Origin of the sequence: Streptomyces noursei (assembly GCF_016917755.1) — a bacterium.
In the GTDB taxonomy this organism is placed as follows: domain Bacteria; phylum Actinomycetota; class Actinomycetes; order Streptomycetales; family Streptomycetaceae; genus Streptomyces; species Streptomyces yunnanensis.
Genome location: NZ_CP070326.1, coordinates 2233010 through 2255733, shown reverse-complemented (window position 1 = coordinate 2255733; position 22724 = coordinate 2233010). Strand labels below are relative to the sequence as shown.

Genomic DNA, 22724 nt, shown 5'->3' with positions numbered 1-22724 from the left:
GCACCGCTCCGGCGCCAGGGCAAGCCGGAGCAACCGGACTTCCGTCATACGGGACGGGTCCGAAGAACGATCACACACCATCCGACACGGAAGGCAAAGACGTGACGATCACTCACGACAGCACGACCAACGTCTTCGAGTTGATCGGTCCGGGCACGCGGGCCGACCTGATCCAGAGCGTGCGCGAGAGCCACTGGACGGAGCTCACCGATGACCTCGGCGAGCGCGGAGTGGACCAGATGACCTCGCGCACCTCGACACGCTCGGAATGCGGGCGGTGGGAGTGGATCTCTCGCCGGCCCAACTCGCCAAGGCCCGCGGGCGCTGGAACGGCGTCGAAGGCATGGCACTGCACCGCGGCGACGCGCTGGACCTCCTCGCCGCCGCGGAGCCGTTCGACGCGATCTACTCGGTGTTCGGGGCCGCGTACTTCACCGACCCGGCCCTCATGCTGCCCGCCGTCTTCGCCAAACTCCGACCGGGTGCTGTGTTCGCCATGTCCCAACAACCAGCCGTAGAAGGCTGTTATGGATGCCAGGCGTCCTATATTCCCCGCGGGCCGGACGAGGACCCCGCCGTCGTCAAACGCTGGGACTACCCAGTGGAGAGGTGGCCCGCTCTGCTCGGGGAGTATGGCTTTGGGGACTGCCGCGCGACGGTTGTTCCGGCCCTCTCACGGGGAAGAGGAAGAGCGGAACGCTCGTTGTCCGGGCGGTGCGCGAGCATGAGGGCCTGTCCGGCGGATCAGGGTCGGAAGGGCCGTGGCACAGCCTGCGCAACGGTCGCACACCGCTCGCACATCAGGAGCGGACAGCCCTGGAGGGTGTGCGGCCCGTCAGCCCTCCGGTGGTCCGATTTCCCCCGAGCCGCGGGGGATCAGCCGGGTGGGGAGCTCCAGGCGCTGCGGGGGGTCGTCGATGCCATCGAGGCGGCGGAAGAGCAGGCCGGCGGCGGTGCGGCCGAGGTGGGCGGAGTCCTGGGCGACGACCGTGATGGCGGGGTGGACCAGGTCGGCCAGTTCGAAGTCGTCGAAGCCGACCAGGGCGACCGGGCGGGGATGGTCGCGCAGGACCCGGACGGCGGTGACGGTGACACGGTTGTTGCCGGAGAACAGGGCGGTGACCGGCTCGGGCGCGGCCAGCATGGCCGTGGCCGCGGCGCGGACCCGGTCGGGGGCGGTCGGGCCGAGGGAGACCCAGGAGTCGGCGACCGGAAGCCCGGCGTCGGCCATCGCGGTGCGGTAGCCGCGCAGCCGCTCCTTGGCGGTGTGGATGCGCGGCTGGTCGCCGATGAAGCCGATCCGGCGGTGGCCGTGCGCGATCAGGTGGGCGACGGCGGCCTGGGCGCCGCCGAAGTTGTCGGAGAGGACCACGTCGGCGTCGATCCGGCCGGCCGGGCGGTCGACGAAGACGGTCGCGACGCCGGCGGCTATCTCCGGTGCCAGATAGCGGTGGTCGTCGCCGGCCGGGATGACGACCAGCCCGTCCACCCGGCGGGCGCACAGCGCCAGCACCAACTCCTGCTCGCGGGCCGGGTCCTCGGCGCTGGAGCCGTTGATCAGCAGGGCGCCGTGGCTGCGCGCGACCTCCTCCACGGCGCGGCTGAGCGGGCCGTAGAAGGGGTCGGCGAGGTCTTCGAGGACCAGGCCGATGCTGGCCGTCCGGCCCTTGCGCAGGATCCGCGCGGAGTCGTTGCGGCGGAAGCCGAGCGCGGTGATGGCCTCCTGGACGCGACGTTCGGTGTCCGGGGTGACGCCCGGTTCGCCGTTGACCACCCGGGAGACGGTCTTCAGACCGACGCCGGCGCGCGCCGCGACATCCTTCATCGTGGGGCGGGTGCCGTAGCGATGGGAGGTACCGCGGGCGGTCTCGGTCACGTGTGCGGTCCTGTCTGGCGGGGGACGGATGCGGTGGCGGGCGCGGCCGGACAGGGCGCGCGGCCGGCCGCCGTGTGGCGACGAGCATAGCCCCTAGACAACGTTGTCAAATCCCGGAAGACTGGCGTTCTCACGCCGGCCGGTACCCCGGCCCTCCATGCCCACCAGGAGAATTCGACACCGATGCAGACGGACCTCAGCGCAGCGCTGGACATTGGCGGCACCAAGATCGCCGGCGCTCTGGTGGACGCGCAGGGCAGACTCGTCGTCCGGGCCGCCCGGCCGACCCCCGCGGACCAGGACGGGGCCACCGTGATGCGCGCGGTGGCCGAGGTCGTCCGCGAGCTGGCCGCTGCGCCGCAGTGGGCACGGGTGGCGGCCGTCGGCATCGGCAGCGCCGGCCCGGTGGACGCCGCGGCCGGCACCGTCAGCCCGGTCAACATCCCCGGCTGGCGCGACTTCCCGCTGGTCGCCGGGGTGCGGGCGCTGGTGGGGGAACTCCCGGTGACGCTGGTCGGCGACGGGGTCGCGATGACCGCGGCGGAGCACTGGCAGGGCGCCGCCCGGGGCCACGACAACGCGCTGTGCATGGTGGTCTCCACCGGGGTCGGCGGCGGACTGGTCCTCGACGGTCGGCTGCATCCGGGCCCCTCGGGCAACGCGGGCCACATCGGGCACATCAGCGTCGACCTCGACGGCGACCCGTGTCCGTGCGGCGCGCGCGGTTGCGTGGAGCGGATCGCCAGCGGCCCCAACATCGCCCGCCGCGCACTGGCCAACGGCTGGCGGCCGGGCCCCGACGGGGACGCCAGCGCCGCCGCGGTCGCCGCCGCGGCGCGCGCCGGCGACCCCGTCGCGCTGCGCTCCTTCGAACGGGCCGGCCAGGCGCTGGCCGCCGGCATCGCCGCCACCGCCACCCTCGTCGAGATCGACATAGCGGTCATCGGCGGCGGGGTCGCGGGCGCCGGGGATGTCCTTTTCGACCCGCTGCGCACCGCCCTGCGGGACTACGCGACGCTGTCCTTCGTCTCCGGGCTGACCGTGGTCCCCGCCCAAATGGGAACCGACGCCGGGGTGGTGGGCGCCGCCGCGGCCGCCGCACAACGGTCCCGTCTCGATGCGTTCACCCCTGCCCCATAAGGGCACCGGCCGCCCCCCTCCGCCCCGTAGTCTGATGCCGGCCGTCCGGGGGCCGCGGCGAACGCCCCGGCGTCCAGGACGCACAGGCCGCTGTGGGGCACGTATTCGGGTAGCGAGGGGATCGACACGGTGACTTCGGGGGAGCACGAGCAGCGCGGTGCGAACGGGTCCGGTGCGGCGGGCGGTGCGAACGGCCCCGGGCCGGCCGGTGAGGTGCCCGGCGGCGGTGCACCGCGGGCCGCTTCCCGCAGCGGACCCCGGCGCGGCAACGACGACGACCTGACCGGGCGGGTGCTCGGCGGCCGCTACCGCGTCACCGGGCGGATCGGCCGCGGCGGCATGGGCGTGGTCTGCCGGGCCGACGACCAGGTGCTGGGCCGTGAGGTCGCGCTCAAGGTCCTGCGGGCCTACACGGACGCCTCCGGGCCCGAACTCGCCGACCTGCGCACCCGTATGCAGCGCGAGGCGCGGGCCGCGGCCCGGATCCGGCACTCCGGCGTGGTGACCGTCCACGACGTCATCGAGGAGGGTGGGCGTCCGGTCATCGTCATGGAACTGGTGGACGGCCCGTCGATGGACGACGCAGTCGGCGAGCACGGGCCGCTGGACCCTCGGGAGGTCGCCCGGATCGGCGCCGCCGTGATGGACGCGCTGGACGCCGCCCACCAGGTGGGCGTGCTGCACCGCGACGTCAAACCGGGCAACGTCCTGCTGGAGGGATGGGGGCGCCCCGCAGGCCGTTCGGGCCCCGGGAGGGGGCGGGTGGTGCTCACCGACTTCGGCATCGCCAGCATCGAGGCCCCCGGCGACGGCGCCACCACCAACATCACCCGCAGCGGCGAACTGGTCGGTTCGCTGGACTACCTGCCGCCCGAGCGCGCCCAGGGCATGGACCCCACCCCGGCCTCGGACATCTGGTCGCTGGGCATGACGCTCTACGCGGCGGTCGAGGGCGGCAGCGCGCCGTTCCGTCGTACGTCGGTGTACTCGACGCTGACCGCGATCGTCACCGAACCGCTCCCCACACCGCGCCGGGCCGGCCCGCTGACGCCCGTCCTGCACGCCCTGATGGCCAAGAACCCGGCCGACCGCCCGTCCGCCGCCCGGGCCCGCAGCATGCTCCAGGCGGTGGCCGAGGGCCGCGACCCCGGTGTGACGCCGCCCGCCCCGCCGTCGGTCGCCCAGCCCGGCCTGCCGTACGCGCCCACCGCCACGGACGTCACGGCGGGGGTCGGGCCGGTGCCCGGTCCCGCGGGCGCCGCGGCGCCGGCCGGCTGGCTCGGCGGGCCCGGTGCGCAGGGCGGCCCCGTGCCGCAGCCGCCGGCCCCGTACGCGCCGCAGGCCCCTGCGCGGGCCGCCCACGACCCGTCGGCCACGGCCGGGGCCACCGGCCCGCACCCGTATCCGGGCCGACCGGACGGCGACACCACCCGGCTGCCGGCCCGCCGGCGCCGCCGGGTGCTGCTGGCGGCGGCCGCCGTCCTCGCGGTGCTGGCCGCCGGCGGCGGGATCACCTACGGACTGGTCGGCGGGGGCTCCGGTGACCGGGACACCGCGGGCGGACGGCACCCGGCGGCACCGGCCACCACGCCGACGGCGGGCCGACCGAGCGTGTCCGCCGGCAAGGGCGGGGTCGGTGGCGACGGCAAGGCCACCGACCCGTCGCCGTCCGACGCGGCGAGCCCCTCGGGCGACACCTCCCCGTCCGGCAGCCCCAAGCCTGGTGTCCCGGGCGGCAGTACGGGCGGCCAGTCCGACGGGGGCCGGACCGGCGGCCAGGGCGGCACGGACGGCGGCGGTGCCTCGGGCGGTGGTCAGAGCGGCACTTCGGGTGGTGCGCACGGCGGCACCACCACCGGCGGGTCCGGGTCCACGGCCGGCGGTACCGGCGGCGGGGGACCGACCCGCGGCCCGTCCTGCACCGACGTCGGCGGCGGCAAGGCCAACTGCGACGTGTGGCGCACCGCGAACTCCTACACCGCGTCCTTCCAGCAGGTCGGCCACCTCAACATGGGTACCAACTACTTCTACTGCCAGGCGAAGCTGGGCCGTCGCGAGACGTACGGGAAGTGGACCAACGTGTGGTGGGCCAAGACCGATGACGACAGCGGCAATTCCGGTGTCTACGTCAGCGTCGTCTACCTCACCGGAGGGGAGAACGACCAGCCGGTCCCGGGACTGCGGACCTGCTGAGCCGCGCCGGCGCTCCCCGGACGCCGGGATCTCCATGGGACTCCGGCATATGCGACGTACCGCCCCGCCCGCGGCCGACCGGAGGCCGTGCGCGGGTGGGGGTTTCGGTGCTGAAGGGGCGGGGGAGCGCTTGATTGCCGGGGCTTCGCGGCGGGGGAGACGGACCGGAATCCCCCGTGCGGTGTGTTCTTCGAGGCGGTGTTCCCGGTGCTGTGCGCGGCCCGTGGCCCCGAGCGTTTCCGTGGCAGGGTGTTGCGGGCAACTCACCTGGGTCTAGGGAAGAGGGGAAACCGTGATCGTCTGGCTGAACGGCACGTTCGGTGCGGGCAAGACCACTGCGGCTCAAGAATTGCTCGACCTGCTTCCCGGAAGCACGCTCTACGACCCCGAACTCCTCGGCAGCGGGCTGCGGTTGATGCTGCCGGCCAAGCGGTTCGAGGAGGTGGACGACTACCAGGACCTGCCGTCCTGGCGGCGCATGGTGGTGGACACCGCGGCGGCACTGCTCACCGAGGTGCCGGGCCCGCTGGTGACGCCGATGACGCTGCTGCGCCAGGAGTACCGCGACGAGATCTTCGGCTCCCTCGCCGCCCGTCGGATACCCGTCCGACATGTCCTGATCCATGCGGAGGAAACGATCCTGCGCGAGCGCATAGAGCGCCGTGAGGAGACGCCCGGCGACCCTGAGGGCAGCGCGTCCGTGCGCCGCTGGTGCCTGGAACACCTGGAGCCCTACGCGCAGGCCCTGGACTGGCTCAAGAGCGACGCGCACGTCGTGGACACCTCGGCGCTGACTCCCCGTCAGACCGCCGAACGGGTCGCCGAGGCCGTCCGCACCGGCGCCGGCGCCTGCGACATCGTCCAGACCCCCGAGCCCACCGCGGAGACCCTCGCCGCCGGAGTGCTCCTCTTCGACGACCAGGACCGCGTCCTCCTGGTCGACCCGACGTACAAGCCCGGCTGGGAGTTCCCCGGCGGCATCGTGGAACCGGGCGAGGCACCCGCCCGCGCCGGCATACGCGAGGTGGCCGAGGAACTGGGCATCCAACTCCCGCGCGCCCCCAAGCTGTTGGTCCTCGACTGGGAAGCCCCCAAGCCCCCCGGCTTCGGCGGCCTGCGCCTGCTCTTCGACGGCGGCACGCTCACCGCCGCCCAGATCCGGGAACTGCTGCTTCCCGGCTCCGAACTGCGCGAATGGCGCTTCGTCACCGAAGCCGAGGCGGAGTCCATGCTGCCGCCAGTCCGCTGGAACCGACTCCGATGGGCCCTACGGGCGCGGGAGCGGGGGTGCCCGTTGCACCTTGAGGCCGGTATTCCTGTGGGGTAGCCGGTCCGCTGCGCTTGGCTGGCTTCCCACGTTTTTGGCTTTCCCGCCGTAGGGGGTTCGCCTTGTGCGCCTGCGGCGCCGGGGCCGCCTGGTGGCGGGGTGTTGCGGGTCCGCTGCGCGGGGCTGTCGGGTGCGGTGACGGGTCTGCGGGGCAGGGGTTGTCCGGACTGCTGCGCTTTACGTCCGGTCAACCCCTGCCCCGCAGACCCGTCCCCTCCCGTGGGTGGTCATGGAAACGGTGAATCGGGGCGCCCGTAAGTGGTCCTCTGCGGGTTCGTTGTCGAGAGGTGACCGTCACCGGACCACCAGCATCAGCCCCCGCTCACCTGTTTTTCCCACCCACTCACGGGAGGGGAGTAGAGAGAGAACCAGATTCTTGTCCGATGGTTGAGTCTGTCAACCATTCCTGCGCTCCCGGGCATGCGAACGGCCACCCTCCGTGATGTTGGAGGGTGGCCGTTGGCCTACGGTGTGTCGCCTCAGCCGGGGAACTCCCCCTGCTTGATGGCTGATACGAACGAGGTCCAGTCGTCGGCCGGGAAGACCAGCGCCGGGCCGTGCGGGTCCTTGCTGTCTCGCACGGGGACAAGGCCAGAGAAGCCGTCGGCGACTTCAATGCAGTTAGAGTTGGAATTGCTGTAGCTGGACTTTCGCCAGGTTGCGTGATTCAGATCAGCCCTGTTCATACTTTCCTGCCGTTTCGAGAATCAGGCGCCTTGATGCTTCCTCGGACAGCGCCTTACCTGAAATATCCTTGAATGCTGTGTCGTAGCGTTCAACCTCATTTGGTTTATCCAAATAGAGGTCTCCTGTGTAACCGTCCGCGTAGACAGTCGGCGGTTCCGTTTGTTTCCCGTTTCCGCTCAGAGGGAAGCGCAAGATGGTGAACTGCCCCGACATGAGCCCCTGATGTAGACCAGCGTCGAACGGGAGCACTCTTATCGTCACGTTCGGAAGTCCACTGACCTGCGCCAGGTGGCGCAGCTGACCTGCGAAGACGCCGCGTCCGCCGATGGGGCATCGTAGAACAGCCTCGTTTAGCACCACCGTGACCTTAGGCGGGTTAATCACCCTGGCCAGCACCACCCCACGTTTGACGCGGAATTGGATTCGGCGCTCAATCTCCGCCGGGTCTTCGCCTGCATGGCCTACTTCAATGACCACGCGGGCGTACTCTTCGGTTTGAAGCAAGCCCGGAATCAACCCGACTTCATATACGTCAAGTTGCGCCGCTGCTTCTTCCAACCCGACGTAGAGGTCAAACCCTTCGGGAATCACATCTCCGAAAGCATGCCACCAGCCCCGAGCTTTCGTTTCTTTCGCCAGAGCCATGAGCGCTTCAGTCAGGTCTGCTGATGCTCCGTACACGCGGCACATGAGTTCAACCTCATGGCTGCGACTGGAAGTCTTTCCCGACTCGATACGCCACAGCGTCGCCGTTGATCGCTCCAGCTCGTGAGCTGCCGCTTTCGCGGTGAGACCTGCACGTTCGCGTAGTTCGGTCAGGTATCTGCCGAGTTGCCTACGCGGCACAGTCGAACCGGTTGGCCCCGCTGACTCTTCCGACATACCTCACCCCTTCCCCTTGGACGCCAATCTGAAATGCCGTCGCGCTCGAAATGAAATCAGCACAGTGAGCGACTTGCAACGTCCGTCAACTCAACCGAGCGACTTCGATGGAAGTCTTGCAAAATGCTCCACTCTCCAGCACTCTGCGGGATGAGGCCCCGTCAACTCCCCAACGACACACGGGAGATGCAGCGGGGCATGAGAAGACCCCCGCAACCGATGCGCGTCGGTCCGGGGGCGTGGCCATCAACCGCATGGAGGTTGACGACAGTGCTGCACACTATCCGAGTGATCTTCGGATCGCTGCTGAGTCGCTTACTGCCCGCACACGGGCGTCACCGGTCCGCCGACGCACCGCCGGCCCCCGAACTCCCCGACACCCCGACGCTCGCCATCCGCTGTGTACCGGTCGAACAGCGGTTGCTGCGGGGTGAGGACGTGGCGTTCCTCCGTCCGTACGTCCTGACGCCCCAGGAGCGCCAGGAGCGGCGTTCGCAGCGTGCCCGGCGCCGGGCTCTGTGGCTGGCGACGGACGGCGTCGAAGCGGGGCCGCGTTGGATTCACGGTGTGGGGGTGGGGTGCTGATGGCTCCGAGCTTGAGTGGCCCCGTCCACCTGTCCGACCCGACCGCGAAATCCGACCCCGAGCCCGTTGCCGGGTGTGACGTGTGTCGGGCTTTGGTCCGGCAACGTGCGGCAGCACGTTCCCGTGGGGACATGTCGAAGGTGACCGACTGCAACGTCGAGTTGCGGCGTCACTCTCACCACAAGGCGGCTGGCTCATGAGCGGGGATGTGTGGTCGCGGTGGCGCGCTCAGGTAGAGGAAGCACGGAACCGGCACCGCAGGTATCCGGAGCTTGACCGCCAACTCGACGCCATGCAGGCGGACTCCAAACTTCGTGCGTGGGTGGATGAGCTGACCTACGAAGAGATGGAGGAGATGTTGCGTGGTCTGGCTGCATGCATCGACGCCATACAGGATGCGGTCGGTGAGGCCCCAGAGCGTCCGGAGAGTACGTCATGAGGGGCCGGGGGAGGTTCCTGGAATGGACGCTCCAGGACACGCAGCAGACGGGTTTGAGGTACGTGGGGAAGTGCGGAATCTGCTCGGCGTTCTGCATTGATACCGACTCCGACGATGAAGCCCGGAAGTGGTGTCTTGAGCACGTGGGCGCTACTGGTCACGTCTTCTTCGAGGTAACGGCGTCCCTGTACTTGGACGCTGTGCTAGCTGACCACCCGGCAGGCGACGGCACTCCGCCGACGTAGCCCGGTGGGATAATCTCGCATCTGCGTTCCTGGCAGACGGAGCTGTCAGGAATGGTTGGACCCGCCAGTTTGGGGCTGGCGGGTCCTTTGCTGTCAGTGTGGGGTTTCGCTTTTGATGTGGTGCCAGGTTTGCAGCACGTGTAGTGGATCGAGATTCAGAATCGAGTCTGCGTGTTCTTTTCTCAGGTCTCGCCATGCGTAGAGGGCGCAGGCTTGGATGATGGATTTCATTTTGTTGGGTGTTGGGACGTCGCCTCTCCGGTAGCGGCGCATTTGCCGGTCGGAGACGATGCGATCAGTTATGCATTGCGCCTCAAAGGGCATGATGAGGGGTAGCCAGTCGTCCCAGGTTTTCCCGAATAGGACCGGCGCGATTCCTTCGGCGTCGAGTAGTTCGGTTCCTTCTAGGCTGTTGGATTCCTTGCCTACCGTCGTGGCGCTGGGGGCGTGTATCCATTGGCGCCGTAGGATTCCTCGTGTTGGCGGTATGCAGGGCTGTCCGTTGAGATCTTCGAATTTCCATTCCGGGTGAACGGCGTAGTCGTCGATGACGTCTTGGAAGACAACGAGCGGCGGGCGTTTGACGGGTCTCTCGGGATTGTTCCTGTCCACCCATGTAACGTGTCCCCATTTGCTGCTGTCGGCCTCATAGGGCGCGATGAGCAATCCGCCTTTAGGGTCGCGGTACATGGGATCCACCTGCCCGATCATCATGAAGTTAAAAGGCTTCATTTGCTGCGGGTAGGGCTTTTTCGCATTGAGAGTGCGGAAGGCGTTGTAAAGGCCCCAGGATGAAACGCTGTGCGGCATGAGGGCGGGGAAGGTTCCCCATGCGGGTTCTTCGTCATCGAGAATGGCCCGCCACAGTTTTTCAATCCATGCCTTGTGCTGGCCCTTCTCCGGCGCCATGAGATAGCCCAGACCGTGTTCCGAACTCTTCACGATGTTCCCGGCCGCGTCGGTCAAGACATAGCGTTTGGCGCTGATGACGTAGGCGTATCCGTCAAATTCTCGTTTGAGCATGTGGGGCACGAGGTCACGGTCATAGGGGTTCAGGGCGTCGAATCGTTCAATGATGGCATCGGGATCGGTGCCGGTTACCGCACAGGAATCTGTGTCCATGAACGCGTAATACCCGCCGGAGTCCAGCACGATTCTTTCCATGAGTGCGAGCATCAGTCGGGCACCGGAAGTCGGCATGGTTGCCAGTGGCGGATAGCAATACTCGCCCGGTATTTCCTTGACGGTGCTGATGCGTTGGGTTACCCCGGAACGGTGCAGCAGTTTGCCGGGTGTCGGTTGTGAGAATTTCTTTCGGTTGACCTGGGCGAAGATTCCATACGATCCCGAGTTCACCACCGTCTTAAGGAGCGCTGCCAATTGGGGGTCAGAGTTCTTCACCCGTTGGCGTTCCTCCACGGCGTATTTGAAGAAGTCTTCTTCCGGGGATACTTCGATTCGCCCCAGGAGCGAGACTGGTTGAAGTGAGGGGGCGCGGCCGGCCGACCGAAAGCGAAATGCCTTGAGAATCTTTGGCGCCTTGCCTGTGAGCAGGGTTGAGGCGATTACGTCGGGAATGGCGTACCAAAAGGGTTCGGTGGCGCTGAAGTGGTTGATTCCGATATTGGGAGTCTCGTTCGGTCCGTAGTTCGCGCGGACTGGTAGCACGTCTTTATCCGGCATGACTTGGGCTATGCCGACGAAGCTAGGCCAGTTATCGGGATTCAGGCAGTAGTCCACATCGACGTTCGACAGGTCGAGGTCGATTTCCTCGGCTTGAATGTCTGCGGACGTGATCAGGTCCCACAGTCCCATAAGGTGACCGACGGTGGGATACATCGACGTGAAGTCGAGAACGCTCACAGGGACGTGCACGCGTCGGATGCGTGCTTCGGCCCGGCCGCCGAAGAAGGTGGACATGGTGTACCCCAATACGTCGTCCGGAACCGAGGAACGCCCCATGTGCGGAGTGATGCCCATTGCCTCGAAGTAGCCTTTGGCCAATGTGGCAGGTGAGTAGACCTGATGCGCCAGTTTTGGGATGGGGTGCTTGTAGAACTCCCTCAGCATGGCGTCGAAAAGCCTGGCGGTCGCTGCTACGTCCTCACGGCAATAATCGATGTACTCGGCCGTGATGACGCCGTGTTCTGTCACGGGATTCTTGCCCTCAACTCCGAACGCCCGGCACGCCGATTCGAGACCGTGCGGCGTGCTGGTCAATCCGAATGCCAGCGTGCGGCAGTCGATGAACAGTCCCCGCCATTTGTGCTCAGGAGTGGTGCCCCATCCAATGAACGACTTCTTCGAATCCAGGTGCTTGACGCGCAACCTGGGACGCCAATGGTCGTTGTCCTCCCAGAGTTTGAACGAGAATCCTCCGTCGTAGAAACCTCGTGCGGCGCCTACGTCTACGGCGATTCGGGAAATGTCGAAGGGGAGGTTGAAGCCGACGATTCCCATGCGGTACCGGTAGGCGCGTCGCCAGATGTAGTGTTCGACGAATTCGGAACGGGAGAGGAAATGCAACTTCCGATCTGCGATCGATATCGACAGGATGCGGTGATCGATGGGGGCCGTGTGGGATTCGGCGTATTCCCGCATTGTCGCGAACCCGTCCGGATTGCGCTCCGGCAAGTCGTCTTGATAGAAGATGCCTTCTTCTATCAGGGTGAGTATCTGCCCTTCGTAGTCGAGTTCGTAGATGCGGAACGCTCCGAAGTTGAGATTCTGTGTGGTGTCGGCGGTCGTTTCGGTGTCGAAAACGAGAATGTGCCTCATGGTTCCACCCCTCGAACGATGACGTCGATGACACGCGCTTTAGTCGGAATGAGATCTTCGGGCTTAGGCAGCACGAGGGGTTCGGTACCCGGTTCGGGTGTCGGGTCGAAGTCCGTAGCGTTCTGCGATTCGTCGGGCGTAGGCATTAGCGATCGTCTCCACAATGATGAGCAGTCCGAGAACCATGGCGGCGGTGCGCTGCGTTTCTTCGAGGGTGCCGGAAAGGGGTACTCCTATTGCACCTTGGCAGGCCGTGATGCGTCGGTGGCATTCGACGCACAGTCGGATGGTGGCATTAGAATTGCGGCGCCCTGCGATGTGGTGTTCTTCGTAGCGCACAATCGCCCTTTCATGCGGCCTTGACGTAGATGGATTCGACGTTCATTTGCCCGGTTTTAGCGAGGTCGTAAAGCTGCATGCTCACTCCGGCAAGGGGGATGTTTTCTCCGGTGTCCACATCTTGCACCGTGATACCGGCCATGGCGTTGATCTTTTCGGCCTGGCCTTTTTTCGCCCACAGTCGTGCGGCATTCCAATGCTGGGCGACTTTGCTACGGTCGGCTTTGTCGAGTCGCACCCGGCGTAGCCCCTCATCGGTGAGGACATTGATTCTCTTCGCGTTGCGGACTCGGTAGGCCGTGAAATCGGCCGGGCGCCGAGCTGCGTCGCGTGGGTGCTCGGGTGTTTCCCTGTGCCCTCGTGCGGATTTGAGGGAGGCCCCGGATTCGTAGGCTGCACGGTCGATGCCTTTTCTTTCGAGCCGTGAGCGGTATCCGTCGCTGAGGGCGGACCATTCGCGGCGACTGGCCACCACGCGCCCCTTTCAGCTACAGGAAAGGCGGGGCACGCGTTCCCCATTGCGCGTGCCCCGCCGGTTTCCGGGATCAGGTGAGATAGAAGGTGGTGGCCTTCCGCCAGTCCCCTTCGGTGTCGGGGCGCCTGCGTGAGATGGCGCCCGTGTCGAAGTTGAACCAGTATTCCGACGTGCTCAACCCGCCCTTGTGCATGATGGGGCCACGCTGTCGTCCGATGCGTTCGCTCAGTTGCTTGTACTGGCGGTATATCCCAGATCCACCGTCATTGAGGACAGCGAGGGAGTTATCCCGCCGCATGATGACCGCCGACACGAATTCGCCGTTGTCGCCCTCGTGGAACTGCCACTCCAGCGAAACGAACGGGACCGCCAGCAATTCCCGCTTGTCCCTGATGACCGGGTAGGAATCCGAGAACTCTTCGAAGTTGGCAGCGTGTGATGCGACGGAATCGAATCCCGCTTCCCGAATTCGGGTAAGTTCCTCATCGGTGAAGCGGCCCATCTCCGCTTCGGGGGTAGTGGTTACGTCGGTGCTTTGCGTCGCCTTACGCGGCAATGTGACCTCCGTGTGTCGCGGGTGGATGAGCACTGTAAGCAGATGTGCGCGGCGCGCGCCAGGGATTACATATTCGTCTTTTTAATTGCAGAACACGGATTGATAGAGGGGAAATCTAACGGAAGTTCTGCACTATTGGCCTTTCTGCGCTGCAAATGAATACGGAATGCAAGACGAATGCGCAACAGAAACAGATACTTTTTCATGCAGAAGTCCCTCCGCTACCCGGCCGTGCCTTGACCGCACCGCCCGAACTCCCAGGAGGGTTCCCGGAGTTGACGCCGGAGTTCCCGGTGCAGCCCCCCTGTACCCGCGTCGCGTCGTCGGTCGTGACGCCCTGGGGGAGCACCCACACCGCTGGGGCCTGGCCGGTCGGGGTGGTCCCTGCGTTCACGTCCTGGCCCTGCTGGCCAGACGCGGCCGGCATAGGCTGACCAGCAGGTTTCTTCGGCGATGCCTTGAACCGCTCCCACAGGTACATCGCAGCGACCCCGCCGAGCATCCACACCCACATGGGCCACGGGCCAAGATCACGGGTGAAGAACTCACGATCCACCCCCTCAGCCATCACGGCCCCCGATCACCTGCGTGGTGGCGGAGTAGGTCTGCCCCCGGTAGCGCTGCTCGGTCAACCGGTTCCGCCGGGGCCGCACCATGTTCTTGGGCTTGTTGCTCCCCGCCGTCCTGGCGGCCCGCATGGCAACCGGGGTACCGGTGTGAAGCCCTGTCCGGTCCTGGTGACTCCCCCCGCTCCAACGGCGCCAGGTGCGAGTGTCCATGTGCAGCTCTGCACGGATCGGGCCCGAGTCAGTCCAGCGCAACGGGTCAGCGGCCGGGCGGTAGTTGCCGACCCGCCAATACGGCCCCCTGCGGCGCTCCTCAGTCGCCGTTGAGGGGTTGGCGAACACGGGCCCGCCCACACGCTCAATGGGGCCCCAGGCGTGCCGTACACGGCCACTCTCCGGCGGTCCGCCGGACGCGTTGCCCCGCCGGAGGGTCGCGGTGTCGTAGCGGGGCCGGGCGTAGGGCAACGGGGTGCTGCTGCGGTGTCCCATCACGACCACGACCCCCCGCCCGTCGCAGCCTTGATCATGCTGGAGAAGCTACTGCCGACGGAGTTCACCAGGGACGGCCCCTGCGATCCCGGGCGCACCAGGACCATGATTCCGGCGACGATGATTATGCCGGTAAGGATGTCAACGATCTTGTTCATGTGCTCACGCTCCCGTTTCCCTGACTTCCATTTCCTTGGCTTCCGTTTCCCTGAGTTCCCATTCCGGTACCGAAGCCACTGTTGGTGTTGGTCGGCCACGTCACACCGGAGAACAGTGTTTGCGCCTTTGTGTCGCTGGACTGCTTTGCATTCGACCCGCTATCGCCGGATTGAAGCGCCTGACCGAGTTTCCCCAGGGCACCGGAAACCAACAACCCTTCCCGGGCCGACCCTCCGTAGACCAGCAGACCTAGAACAATCAGCCCGCCAAGTCCGGCTGCAACCTTTCCTGTCCGGGCTCCGAATTTCGAGGCCAGCATCAGAAACACAAACGTCAGCCATACCGCGACAAGGCGTTTTAGCCACGCCACCGGAGAGAAGTTCTTCGCCACCAGCGGAAAGAGGGCGATGATGATCAGGGCGGCGAGGAATTCAGCCTTGACTGCCTGCGGGTAGCGGCCCGTTGCCTTGGGGAGTGGAACACCCGGCCGTTTCCCTTTCCCCTTCGCCTTCCCGGCCGGCGCCCCCTTTGCCTTTCCTTGCGGCGACCCCTTCGCCTGGTCTTTCGCCCCCTTCGCTGCCACGACCGTAGCGCCTGCCTTAACGGCCGGGATCGGTGCGACTTTGGCGGCGACCTGGGCGGCTTGCTGCACCTTTTCGCTAGGCACCGCCGACCCCCTTTTCATTCGACTGCACCTTGCCGAAGAACTGGCCGAGCATTTCCGCCATGGTGCCCTCGTGGCCGTGCACACCGATCCAAATCAGCATGGCGCCCACACCCATGAGCATCAGCCCGATTACGTCACCCATGACCGGCGACAAAGGTCTGTGGCTTCAGCAATCACCATTCGTGCCGAAAACTGGCGGAGGAACTCCGCCAGGAGCGCGTAGGCGACTGCCCCGAAGACGACACCGGCCGTGAATCTAGACTCCATTGCGAAGTCCCTTGAAACCGGCCAGGAGGATGGTCGGGGAGATCAGCAGTGCTGCCAGCCATCCGACAAAGAACGCGATGACGACGTGCTTATTCATGCGGTATCAACCCCCGTGGGCATTGCGGAAGACATTGCGGAGAAGGGCGTAGGTGCCGAACTCCGCCAAGACCAGCAGAACGAGATAGACAGTGGTGGGGTGCCATGCCGTGACACCGCCCTTTCGGGAGAAATTAGGGCCGTTGACCGGCTGGCTGTTGGGGATATCGCTGGAAGACCCTCCGAGGTCTACGCCAAGTCGGTATTGCATTCTCAGACCCCCTCAAGTTCGACCGGCACCGGTGCCACGGGCACGACCTCATCCGAGATGAATTCAGCGGTTCCGGGGACGTTGGTGGCGTCATTTGGGGTGGCCGACTCGATCACGAGATACGTCGCGTTCGACGTGCCAAGCCAATATTCGCCGATAAGGTCACCAGGGCGCCGGAAGCGCGGGATCACGTAGACACCGGTCTCCCGATGGCTCGTGCCATTGGACAAGAACGGATAGAAGTCCGTCATCTTGTTGACGATGGTTGTCGGGGAGAACACCGATAGCGAACGGTCATCGAGGCGGAATCGTACCGGTGACGACAGGTAATCCTGTCGCTGTCCCTTGGAATCACGCGCCACGATGATGAGGCACCGGACCTCGTTACCGGTGTTGGTGAGCTGAAAGGTGTTGTCGGCCCCGGCCGCGTTGAGCGTGAGAATCTGGTGCCGGGTGATCGCGGCGACTGCCAGACCGTCGGGCCGGGCTTGAATGGGGTTGCCATGCAGGTCTGCGGTATCCGTCTGTGCCCACGCTTCCATTACTCCGGTGACCGTGGTGACTGGCATGGTCGCCGGAACGGTGCTGTAGACCTGTGAAGCGGGCGCCATGGTGATCCGAATGCGGTACTGGGCCCGAGCATCGGTGTTCGCCAGGACTCCGGCGGTGTCGCGAATTTCGGGGAACATGCGGAGTTCGAAGCTGAAGTTCCCGCCGGAGTGCCCAATGTTGTGGGCACGTGGCCCTCGTGCGGGGTCGCCATGCCACGGGGCGCAGTACTTGTTCTGGAGATACCAGGAGAAGCCGTTCATGGGGTACTTGATGGGGGAACCGTCGATGTTCTCCAGTGAAATGCTCTGGATAATCGACCATGGCGCGTCGTCGTGGTACTTGGCGCTACCGGCCCCGCCCGAGTTGCTTACCTGAATGCGTATGCCTCGAAGGAATCCGCCGGGTGTGATGTTGTGGACGTATTCGTGAGCGGAAGAATCCTGAACCAGTGAAAATTGGAAGTTCTGTTCACTGTAGTGGTTGGAGCCGACGACGAATGGGACACCGCCGGTAGCGCTCATTGTGGCGCCAGGAGCCGCACCATTGGCGCCATTAGTGGCAGCGGGCATGTGAATGATCCCTTCAATACTGGAAAGCCATTGCCTTACCGAGGTGATTCGCAAAAGAGCTGTTGGCTGCCGTCAGATGGGCTGCGATGAGTCGCCAAAAGGTGCCCACCACGACGATTCCGAGAAAGGCGCCAAGTGCTGCCATGGCGCTGAAATGCGTGTGCATATTCACCCCCGTTCCGCATAGCGAAGAGAAATCCGGAGAATTCCGGGGAAACGTTTTTGGGGAAGGCCCCGCGGCCCAGGGTACTACGCGATCCGCGAAATATAGGCAAGCCTTTTTCTGCGATGAATTATGAGGAATTCACGAGGCTCAAGAGACATCAATACTTCGGTGTACTTACGTCGTCCGCCGATAATCTCGGCAACTCGTTTGGCTTCGTCCTCATCACTGGGCAGGAAAGCCACCGACCACGTGGGTTCAGAATGCATGTAGCGAGATACGTATCGAGGTCGCTGAGTAGTCGCGACAATCGTGATCCCGAGCGACCGCGCCTCGCGCCAATACTTCGTGATGACGGGTTGAAGGCGTAGATCCTGTTCGACGTAGGCGATTTCGTCGAAAGCCACGATGGTATTCGCGTCCGGTTTCCAGGTCTCCGCGAGAACCTCGTAGATGGCTTTGCGCTGCTGCGGAACCCCTTCGGCAAGTCCCGTGGCTTTGGGCCAGAATATGATGCGTTCTTCGCCGTAGGACGGTGGCCATGTGCGACGCATTTTCCACTCACCGGTTCTGGTGAGTCGAGTCATGGTGGAGTCCGCTGGCTTCGTCGCGATAATCACCGCGTTCGCGCCGCTACGCCTGGCTCGCTGGTCGATGATGTGCGTCATGAAGAACGATTTCCCGGAACCCGTGGGCCCGAGAATCGCCAAGTGTTCTGGCTCCCATTTCCCGCCCGGCCATCCCCATGAACCGATGAACTCCGGCCCGAGTTCAGACCATGGGACTCGTTCCGGCGGCATCGTCACCCCCGTTCTCGAAACGAGAGGCGATGTGATGCATTCGCACCGCCTGAAGAACCGGTGTGATGTGCATGAGCAGTGGAATTACCCGGCCCATGTCGGCGGTGCGAGTGAGGTACTTTCGCGCCCATTCGCTTTTCATCGCCAGGGCCGCGAGATCTTCAGCGATCAAGGGCGCCTGCTGGCCGAGAACTCCGGCGCATACGTCGTCCCGAGTCCCCCAAAAGAGAGCCGCCAATTGCATGAACGCCTGCAATTGGTCGCGAATCTCCGCCTCAATCGACGCATTCGACCGGCGACCGCGCCCCTTCTTCGACTTCTCTCCTGGCTTCGGTTCTTTAGGCGCTGCTGTCGGCTCAGATTCGAGAACATCGAACTCAATTTGTGGTATCGACATGGCTCCCCCGGATCGGGCGGCGAGTGCTTACACTCAAAGCATGCCAGCGAATTCGAGAAATCGACGGGCGCGTTTCCACCCACCCCCGCCGGCCCCCGTGTTTCCGCTGGTCAGAGAGAGGAAACACAGGGTGCCTCACGGCCCCGCGACCGCCCGGAAAAGGCAGGGAAACCCATGGCACGTTTGAGCGCTGAAGAAAAAGCACTTCTGAAGCGATTGATGGAGGAAGCAGAACAGGAACAGAACGAAGCCGAACCCGAAAAGATTGCTGAGCAAGTGGACGACGCGGGAACGGAGGAAATCATCGTTTTCCGGGGAAACGCGAAGGCGTTCAAGAAGGCTTTCGGCCTCGCGATGCCGGAACCCCCGAAGAACGAGGAAACGGCGAAGGAATCGACCGAGGAAACCGCCGAAGTCGAAGAGAGTCCGGAGCGGAAGAAGGAACCGAAGGCACCGAGTAGGAGTCGTTACTTTGGCTGACTCCGTCGTTCAAGCGATCCTTGACGCCACACGCGACCCCCACGTCCGGGAATCCATGCTGCTTGGCTCCCGGCTGGAGTCGAGTTGGAACCCCAATGCGGTGGGTGACAACGGCACTTCCTTCGGTCCCTTCCAAATCCACCTGCCAGCTCACCCGGGCGTCACGGCCTCCCAGGCGCAGAACCCGGCATGGGCAACCCGCTACATGCTCAGCGCCTACCAGCGGGGCGCAGCAGCACAGCCCGAGTCACTGTGGCGCTCCAACCCTGAACAGGCCGCAGAACAGGCTGCGGTAGCCGCTGAGGCCCCGGCAGCCTCCTACTACTCCGGCCGGGGCGCTGAGAGCGTGCACGCGGCTTGGCGGGCCACGGTGGGGGCGCTGGGGGGGCAGGCCCCCGCCGACGGAACACCGCCAGGAGGGGGCGGCGCTGGCACCCCGGGCACGGCACAGACCGCCGGACTCTTCGACTTCGGGATCGGCGGACTCATCTCCGCGATTGCGGCGCCAATCGCGATGATTGCGCAGCCTTTCACGGAGATAGCCACCCTGCTTACGTGGTGGTGGACCAACCGCATGAAAGTCGCGTTCATCGCTGTTGGAGTCGTCTTCTTCATTATCGGGCTGATCTTCTTCGCAAAGGACAACCTATGAAGTTTCGAATCAAGGCGGGGGCGGAAGTCGATTTCCTCACGAAGGATGAACTCAATCAGGTACTCACTGACCAACTGGGCCCGTGGAGAGGTGGAGTTCGATACAAGCGAATCCCCTACTCCGGATCTCTCCCCGTTACCGTCGATGCGCCGGAATCCGGATTCGTGTGGTCGGTCAAACTCGTCTCCGCCGCGTTCAACGAACGCAGCACACTTCGCGTGTACACGCAGACAACCGACCCTTCCTCGCTGGTTGGCGTAGAACGTGGGGTAGAGGCCGAACACGTCATGCGTTGGCAGGACAACCAACTCATCCTGTTCGGAACACAGCCGCTCATTGTGGCCGGAACGGGAGAAGCCGAACGCGTCGCCGGACTCATGTACGTGGCCGAAGTCCCCGTTGGCCGGGAATGGCAACTCTGAGGGCGCATCAGGGAATGACTGTCCACGTAGCAACGTTGAGGGGATAGGTGTAGCAGTGCTTAGCAATGACGTTCCGTCACATGCCCACGGCACGAGACGACTTGAAAAGAAACCTTGATCATCCGGTTACAGTTTATTCACATGCTGGCTGACTACCGGTCAGTTAGACTTACACGGCTGTAAGTCCGTTCTACGGAATGGGGGACCGCAATGCTGTCTGAGACTCCGATAGAAACCGTGCCAGAGAACGAGGTTCCGGCCGGGCGTGGACGCCCCGGCCCCGTCCTCCCTCCCTGGCTACTGGAGAGCATCGCCACAAGCGCCAAGGATGCTGTGGCTCTCCGCCAAGTTCGAGAAGCACGACGAAGCCGAAGAACTGGCGAAGCTACTCCAGTACGTCAACCGCTCCAACCGCTTCGCCTACCACGTCGCCACACGCCGTGACGAAACCGCCGAAGGCTACCGGGTCCTGTTCAAGGCCGAGAACGACAAGGCGTTCAAGGCAAAGCTCTCTAAGGGTGAGTCCAATGGGTGAGGCGACCCTCGTCCTGCGGGCAGAGCTGTACCGCGAAGCCGACGACACTTTCAGCGTCGAAATCATCGATCCGGCCACCGGTACTACCGAACGCCAACCGATTCCCGCTCAGTATGCAGCGATGCTCCCCCAGGTACTCGCGATGCTCCGGTAAGAACGTGCGCAATCAACGCCCCGACCCCGCGTCGGGGCGTTCCGCATTTCTAGACTAATAATGAGGTAATTCCGTGCCTGATCTGTCGCCTATCACCGAACAGGGCTCACTCGTTGACGGGACTGCATTCGGTGCGCCCGGCCAACAAGTCTGGGCAATCCAATTCCCACCGGATAACCGGCCAAGGTCATTCTACCGGATAGCAATCAGCCCACCTACCGGAATCCCGCCGAATACCACTCTCGAACTCCGCAATGACAGCGTCATGATTTCCGGGGCGCCTAGTGCCACCACACGGGAATTCGAGCCGTATCACAAGGTGACCATCCCGCCGGGGACGCGGCTTTACCTCGTGTGGCTCACGGACGCGGGTGTGAACCCGCCCGTGGCGACGCTTTTCACTGAACTTGAGGGGTTGATCTGATGCCGTGGGGTGAGGGGACTCAACACGCTTTCGATTCACTGCACGTGTACGACGCGGGCGGGAAGCTGGTTGCACACATCGACGGGGAAGGGAACGCCACCTTCCAGACCGTGACCGTACGAGTCGGGAGACTCCGGCGAATGTGGCGACGCTTGCGGGGAAAGCGTCCCCAGGTTGGGGAAAACCCGGAAAAGTAGGGGTAGGCTTCATTAGAATTTGAGCATGACAGACGCTGAGATTCCCGAACTGGCCGAGCTGTTCGCCCCCCGCACCATCGGTTCAGCGATCATCGTTGAGGGCTTCGGCGCCAAACTCACCGTAGAACGCGGACAGCTGGCCATCCACGATGGATTCGGACCCTACCGCCGCACCGACAAACTATCTCGCATTGAGCGGAGCGTGGAGCGAATCGTCGTCACCGCCGTTGATGGTTACGTCACCATCGACGCAATGCGGTGGTGTCGGGATGTGGGAATCAGCGTTGTCATGCTGGATCCCTCAGGGGAAGTCATCATGACGACTGAGAGCCCGTGGCGTGATGGACGTCTGCACAGAGCGCAGGCGCTGGGTAGCCCTGACGCCGTGCGGTACATCATGGACCGGAAGCTAACGGGACAGTACGAGGTAAGCGGCCATGCCAAAGTCAAAGACCAATTGATCCGGCTGCACGATATGGAGACCCTCTCTCAAATCGCTGACATCGAGGCGAAAGCCGCACGGTGCTATTGGGGAAGTATGAAAGGCACCCCAGTGAAGTTCCGCGATGCCGTGCCCGAGCATTGGCAGACGTTCCAGGCACGCTATTCGCCCCTCCAGGGCACCGGGAAGACGGCACGGAAGGCGGTAACGCCGTTTAATGCCCTGCTCAATCTGGCCTACTCGATTGGGTACGCGGAAGCCCGGCTAGCCTGCCACGCTACTGGGCTTGATCCTGAGTTGGGTCTGCTTCATCGGCCTAAGGAAGCGAATAAGGTCCCCAGCATGGCCCTGGATTTGGTCGAAGTTGCTCGGCCATACGTAGACCAAATGATTTTAAATGTGGTTTCGGAAAGGACCTTCACCCGCCGCGACTTCGGCGAGACAATCGAAGGACAGTGCACAGTCGGCAGTCCACTTGACCGCGAGATCATCAACCGGGCACGCGACGCAGTAAAAGAACCAATCGCCGAAGCCGCCGAAGACGTCGTCCACATCCTCAGTAAATCGTCCGACACTCGAATCCCGACAAGGACACCCCTAACCAGTCGCAACGCGAAACGGAGTGCCAAATGCAGGGGCTAGACTTCTCAATCGCCATGGTCACCGGTTGGGCTGACAAGCACAGCGAAGAGTTCGAGGGCTGGTGCACAAGGCAAGGCATGCCCGACGTCAGTGTTGAGGGGCTCATCGACTACATGTGCCACATCGTCATGACCGACCACGCACTAGACCGTGACGATCTCCGTTTGTTCCTTCTCTTCGGAGACTTCGCCTCACAGAATCGAGAGGCTTACAGCGAATGGGTCACCACACGATTCAACGTCCCTCCCCTCATCGCAGACATGACCCTTGCAACGGCTCAGTTCACCGGAGTTGAACTCACAGCCTGACGCCCAAGCC

General features: G+C 64.4%; 25 protein-coding genes and 1 pseudogene. 13 read left to right on the top strand and 13 right to left on the bottom strand.

Features of this window, described 5'->3' with window-relative positions:
- Positions 1-268 precede the first annotated feature (268 nt).
- Positions 269-436 (top strand): annotated as a pseudogene (locus JNO44_RS43330) (class I SAM-dependent methyltransferase); the annotation flags it as partial.
- 399 nt (positions 437-835) lie between these two features.
- Here the strand turns inward: JNO44_RS43330 and JNO44_RS09950 are convergent.
- Positions 836-1876 (bottom strand): LacI family DNA-binding transcriptional regulator, encoded by a 1041-nt coding sequence (locus JNO44_RS09950; RefSeq protein WP_205363122.1) that lies wholly within the window; start codon positions 1874-1876, stop codon positions 836-838.
- A gap of 183 nt (positions 1877-2059) precedes the next feature.
- Between JNO44_RS09950 and JNO44_RS09945 the strand changes: the two genes are divergently transcribed.
- The 3 genes from JNO44_RS09945 (at position 2060) to JNO44_RS09935 (ending at position 6536) form a co-directional block, all read left to right on the top strand.
- Complete coding sequence (locus JNO44_RS09945; protein ID WP_205363120.1) at positions 2060-3016, top strand: ROK family protein; 957 nt, start codon at positions 2060-2062, stop codon at positions 3014-3016.
- 129 nt (positions 3017-3145) lie between these two features.
- Positions 3146-5209, top strand: a complete 2064-nt coding sequence (locus tag JNO44_RS09940) for a serine/threonine-protein kinase (protein WP_420882629.1) — start codon at positions 3146-3148, stop codon at positions 5207-5209.
- Positions 5210-5501: 292 nt separating this feature from the next.
- A complete protein-coding gene (locus JNO44_RS09935; protein WP_205363118.1) occupies positions 5502-6536 on the top strand; it encodes an NUDIX hydrolase in 1035 nt (344 codons plus the stop codon).
- 479 nt (positions 6537-7015) lie between these two features.
- On the opposite strand, the gene JNO44_RS09930 is transcribed toward JNO44_RS09935, so the two are convergent.
- The gene (locus JNO44_RS09930) at positions 7016-7222 is read right to left on the bottom strand and encodes a DUF397 domain-containing protein (RefSeq protein WP_205363116.1); all 207 of its coding nucleotides are present in this window, start codon (positions 7220-7222) and stop codon (positions 7016-7018) included.
- Positions 7209-8105, bottom strand: a complete 897-nt coding sequence (locus JNO44_RS09925) for a helix-turn-helix domain-containing protein (RefSeq protein WP_205363114.1) — start codon at positions 8103-8105, stop codon at positions 7209-7211. The genes JNO44_RS09930 and JNO44_RS09925 overlap by 14 nt, the downstream gene beginning before the upstream one ends.
- A 288-nt stretch (positions 8106-8393) precedes the next feature.
- On the opposite strand from JNO44_RS09925, the gene JNO44_RS09920 reads away from it, so the two are divergent.
- The gene (locus tag JNO44_RS09920) at positions 8394-8690 is read left to right on the top strand and encodes a hypothetical protein (RefSeq protein WP_240167501.1); all 297 of its coding nucleotides are present in this window, start codon (positions 8394-8396) and stop codon (positions 8688-8690) included.
- Positions 8691-9125: 435 nt separating this feature from the next.
- Positions 9126-9374: a DUF7848 domain-containing protein gene (locus JNO44_RS45460; RefSeq protein WP_478219196.1), complete on the top strand. Its 249-nt coding sequence runs from the start codon at positions 9126-9128 to the stop codon at positions 9372-9374.
- A 93-nt stretch (positions 9375-9467) separates the two neighbouring features.
- On the opposite strand, the gene JNO44_RS09915 is transcribed toward JNO44_RS45460, so the two are convergent.
- From JNO44_RS09915 to JNO44_RS09870, 10 genes are all read right to left on the bottom strand, one after another.
- Positions 9468-12152 carry a hypothetical protein gene (locus JNO44_RS09915; protein WP_205363110.1) on the bottom strand — a complete coding sequence of 895 codons (2685 nt, stop codon included), beginning with the start codon at positions 12150-12152 and terminating at the stop codon, positions 9468-9470.
- A 349-nt stretch (positions 12153-12501) separates the two neighbouring features.
- Complete coding sequence (locus JNO44_RS09910) at positions 12502-12963, bottom strand: hypothetical protein (protein ID WP_205363108.1); 462 nt, start codon at positions 12961-12963, stop codon at positions 12502-12504.
- 73 nt (positions 12964-13036) lie between these two features.
- Positions 13037-13522, bottom strand: a complete 486-nt coding sequence (locus tag JNO44_RS09905) for a hypothetical protein (protein WP_205363106.1) — start codon at positions 13520-13522, stop codon at positions 13037-13039.
- A 560-nt stretch (positions 13523-14082) separates the two neighbouring features.
- Complete coding sequence (locus tag JNO44_RS09900; RefSeq protein ID WP_205363104.1) at positions 14083-14220, bottom strand: hypothetical protein; 138 nt, start codon at positions 14218-14220, stop codon at positions 14083-14085.
- 356 nt (positions 14221-14576) lie between these two features.
- On the bottom strand, positions 14577-14735 hold the full coding sequence (locus JNO44_RS09895; protein ID WP_205363102.1) for a hypothetical protein: 159 nt from the start codon (positions 14733-14735) through the stop codon (positions 14577-14579).
- The gene (locus JNO44_RS09890) at positions 14732-15403 is read right to left on the bottom strand and encodes a hypothetical protein (RefSeq protein WP_205363100.1); all 672 of its coding nucleotides are present in this window, start codon (positions 15401-15403) and stop codon (positions 14732-14734) included. The genes JNO44_RS09895 and JNO44_RS09890 overlap by 4 nt, the downstream gene beginning before the upstream one ends.
- Positions 15396-15545 carry a hypothetical protein gene (locus JNO44_RS09885; RefSeq protein WP_205363098.1) on the bottom strand — a complete coding sequence of 50 codons (150 nt, stop codon included), beginning with the start codon at positions 15543-15545 and terminating at the stop codon, positions 15396-15398. The genes JNO44_RS09890 and JNO44_RS09885 overlap by 8 nt, the downstream gene beginning before the upstream one ends.
- Positions 15546-15979: 434 nt before the next feature.
- On the bottom strand, positions 15980-17098 hold the full coding sequence (locus JNO44_RS09880; RefSeq protein ID WP_205363096.1) for a hypothetical protein: 1119 nt from the start codon (positions 17096-17098) through the stop codon (positions 15980-15982).
- A gap of 249 nt (positions 17099-17347) precedes the next feature.
- Positions 17348-18061 carry an ATP-binding protein gene (locus JNO44_RS09875; RefSeq protein ID WP_275695803.1) on the bottom strand — a complete coding sequence of 238 codons (714 nt, stop codon included), beginning with the start codon at positions 18059-18061 and terminating at the stop codon, positions 17348-17350.
- Positions 18033-18458 carry a hypothetical protein gene (locus JNO44_RS09870; protein WP_205363094.1) on the bottom strand — a complete coding sequence of 142 codons (426 nt, stop codon included), beginning with the start codon at positions 18456-18458 and terminating at the stop codon, positions 18033-18035. The genes JNO44_RS09875 and JNO44_RS09870 overlap by 29 nt, the downstream gene beginning before the upstream one ends.
- Before the next feature lie 174 nt (positions 18459-18632).
- Between JNO44_RS09870 and JNO44_RS09865 the strand changes: the two genes are divergently transcribed.
- The 7 genes from JNO44_RS09865 to JNO44_RS09835 all read left to right on the top strand — a co-directional run bounded on the left by JNO44_RS09865 (position 18633) and on the right by JNO44_RS09835 (position 22714).
- Positions 18633-18938, top strand: coding sequence for a hypothetical protein (locus JNO44_RS09865; RefSeq protein WP_205363093.1), 306 nt, complete (start codon positions 18633-18635; stop codon positions 18936-18938).
- On the top strand, positions 18931-19590 hold the full coding sequence (locus JNO44_RS09860) for a hypothetical protein (protein WP_205363092.1): 660 nt from the start codon (positions 18931-18933) through the stop codon (positions 19588-19590). The genes JNO44_RS09865 and JNO44_RS09860 overlap by 8 nt, the downstream gene beginning before the upstream one ends.
- Positions 19587-20012, top strand: a complete 426-nt coding sequence (locus JNO44_RS09855) for a hypothetical protein (protein WP_205363091.1) — start codon at positions 19587-19589, stop codon at positions 20010-20012. The genes JNO44_RS09860 and JNO44_RS09855 overlap by 4 nt, the downstream gene beginning before the upstream one ends.
- 328 nt (positions 20013-20340) lie before the next feature.
- Positions 20341-20547 carry a hypothetical protein gene (locus tag JNO44_RS09850; protein ID WP_205363090.1) on the top strand — a complete coding sequence of 69 codons (207 nt, stop codon included), beginning with the start codon at positions 20341-20343 and terminating at the stop codon, positions 20545-20547.
- On the top strand, positions 20540-20701 hold the full coding sequence (locus JNO44_RS09845; protein ID WP_205363088.1) for a hypothetical protein: 162 nt from the start codon (positions 20540-20542) through the stop codon (positions 20699-20701). The genes JNO44_RS09850 and JNO44_RS09845 overlap by 8 nt, the downstream gene beginning before the upstream one ends.
- A gap of 646 nt (positions 20702-21347) precedes the next feature.
- Positions 21348-22406 carry a CRISPR-associated endonuclease Cas1 gene (gene cas1 / locus JNO44_RS09840; protein WP_205363086.1) on the top strand — a complete coding sequence of 353 codons (1059 nt, stop codon included), beginning with the start codon at positions 21348-21350 and terminating at the stop codon, positions 22404-22406.
- Complete coding sequence (locus JNO44_RS09835) at positions 22394-22714, top strand: hypothetical protein (protein ID WP_205363082.1); 321 nt, start codon at positions 22394-22396, stop codon at positions 22712-22714. Before cas1 ends, JNO44_RS09835 begins: the two co-directional genes overlap by 13 nt.
- Positions 22715-22724: the final 10 nt, after the last annotated feature.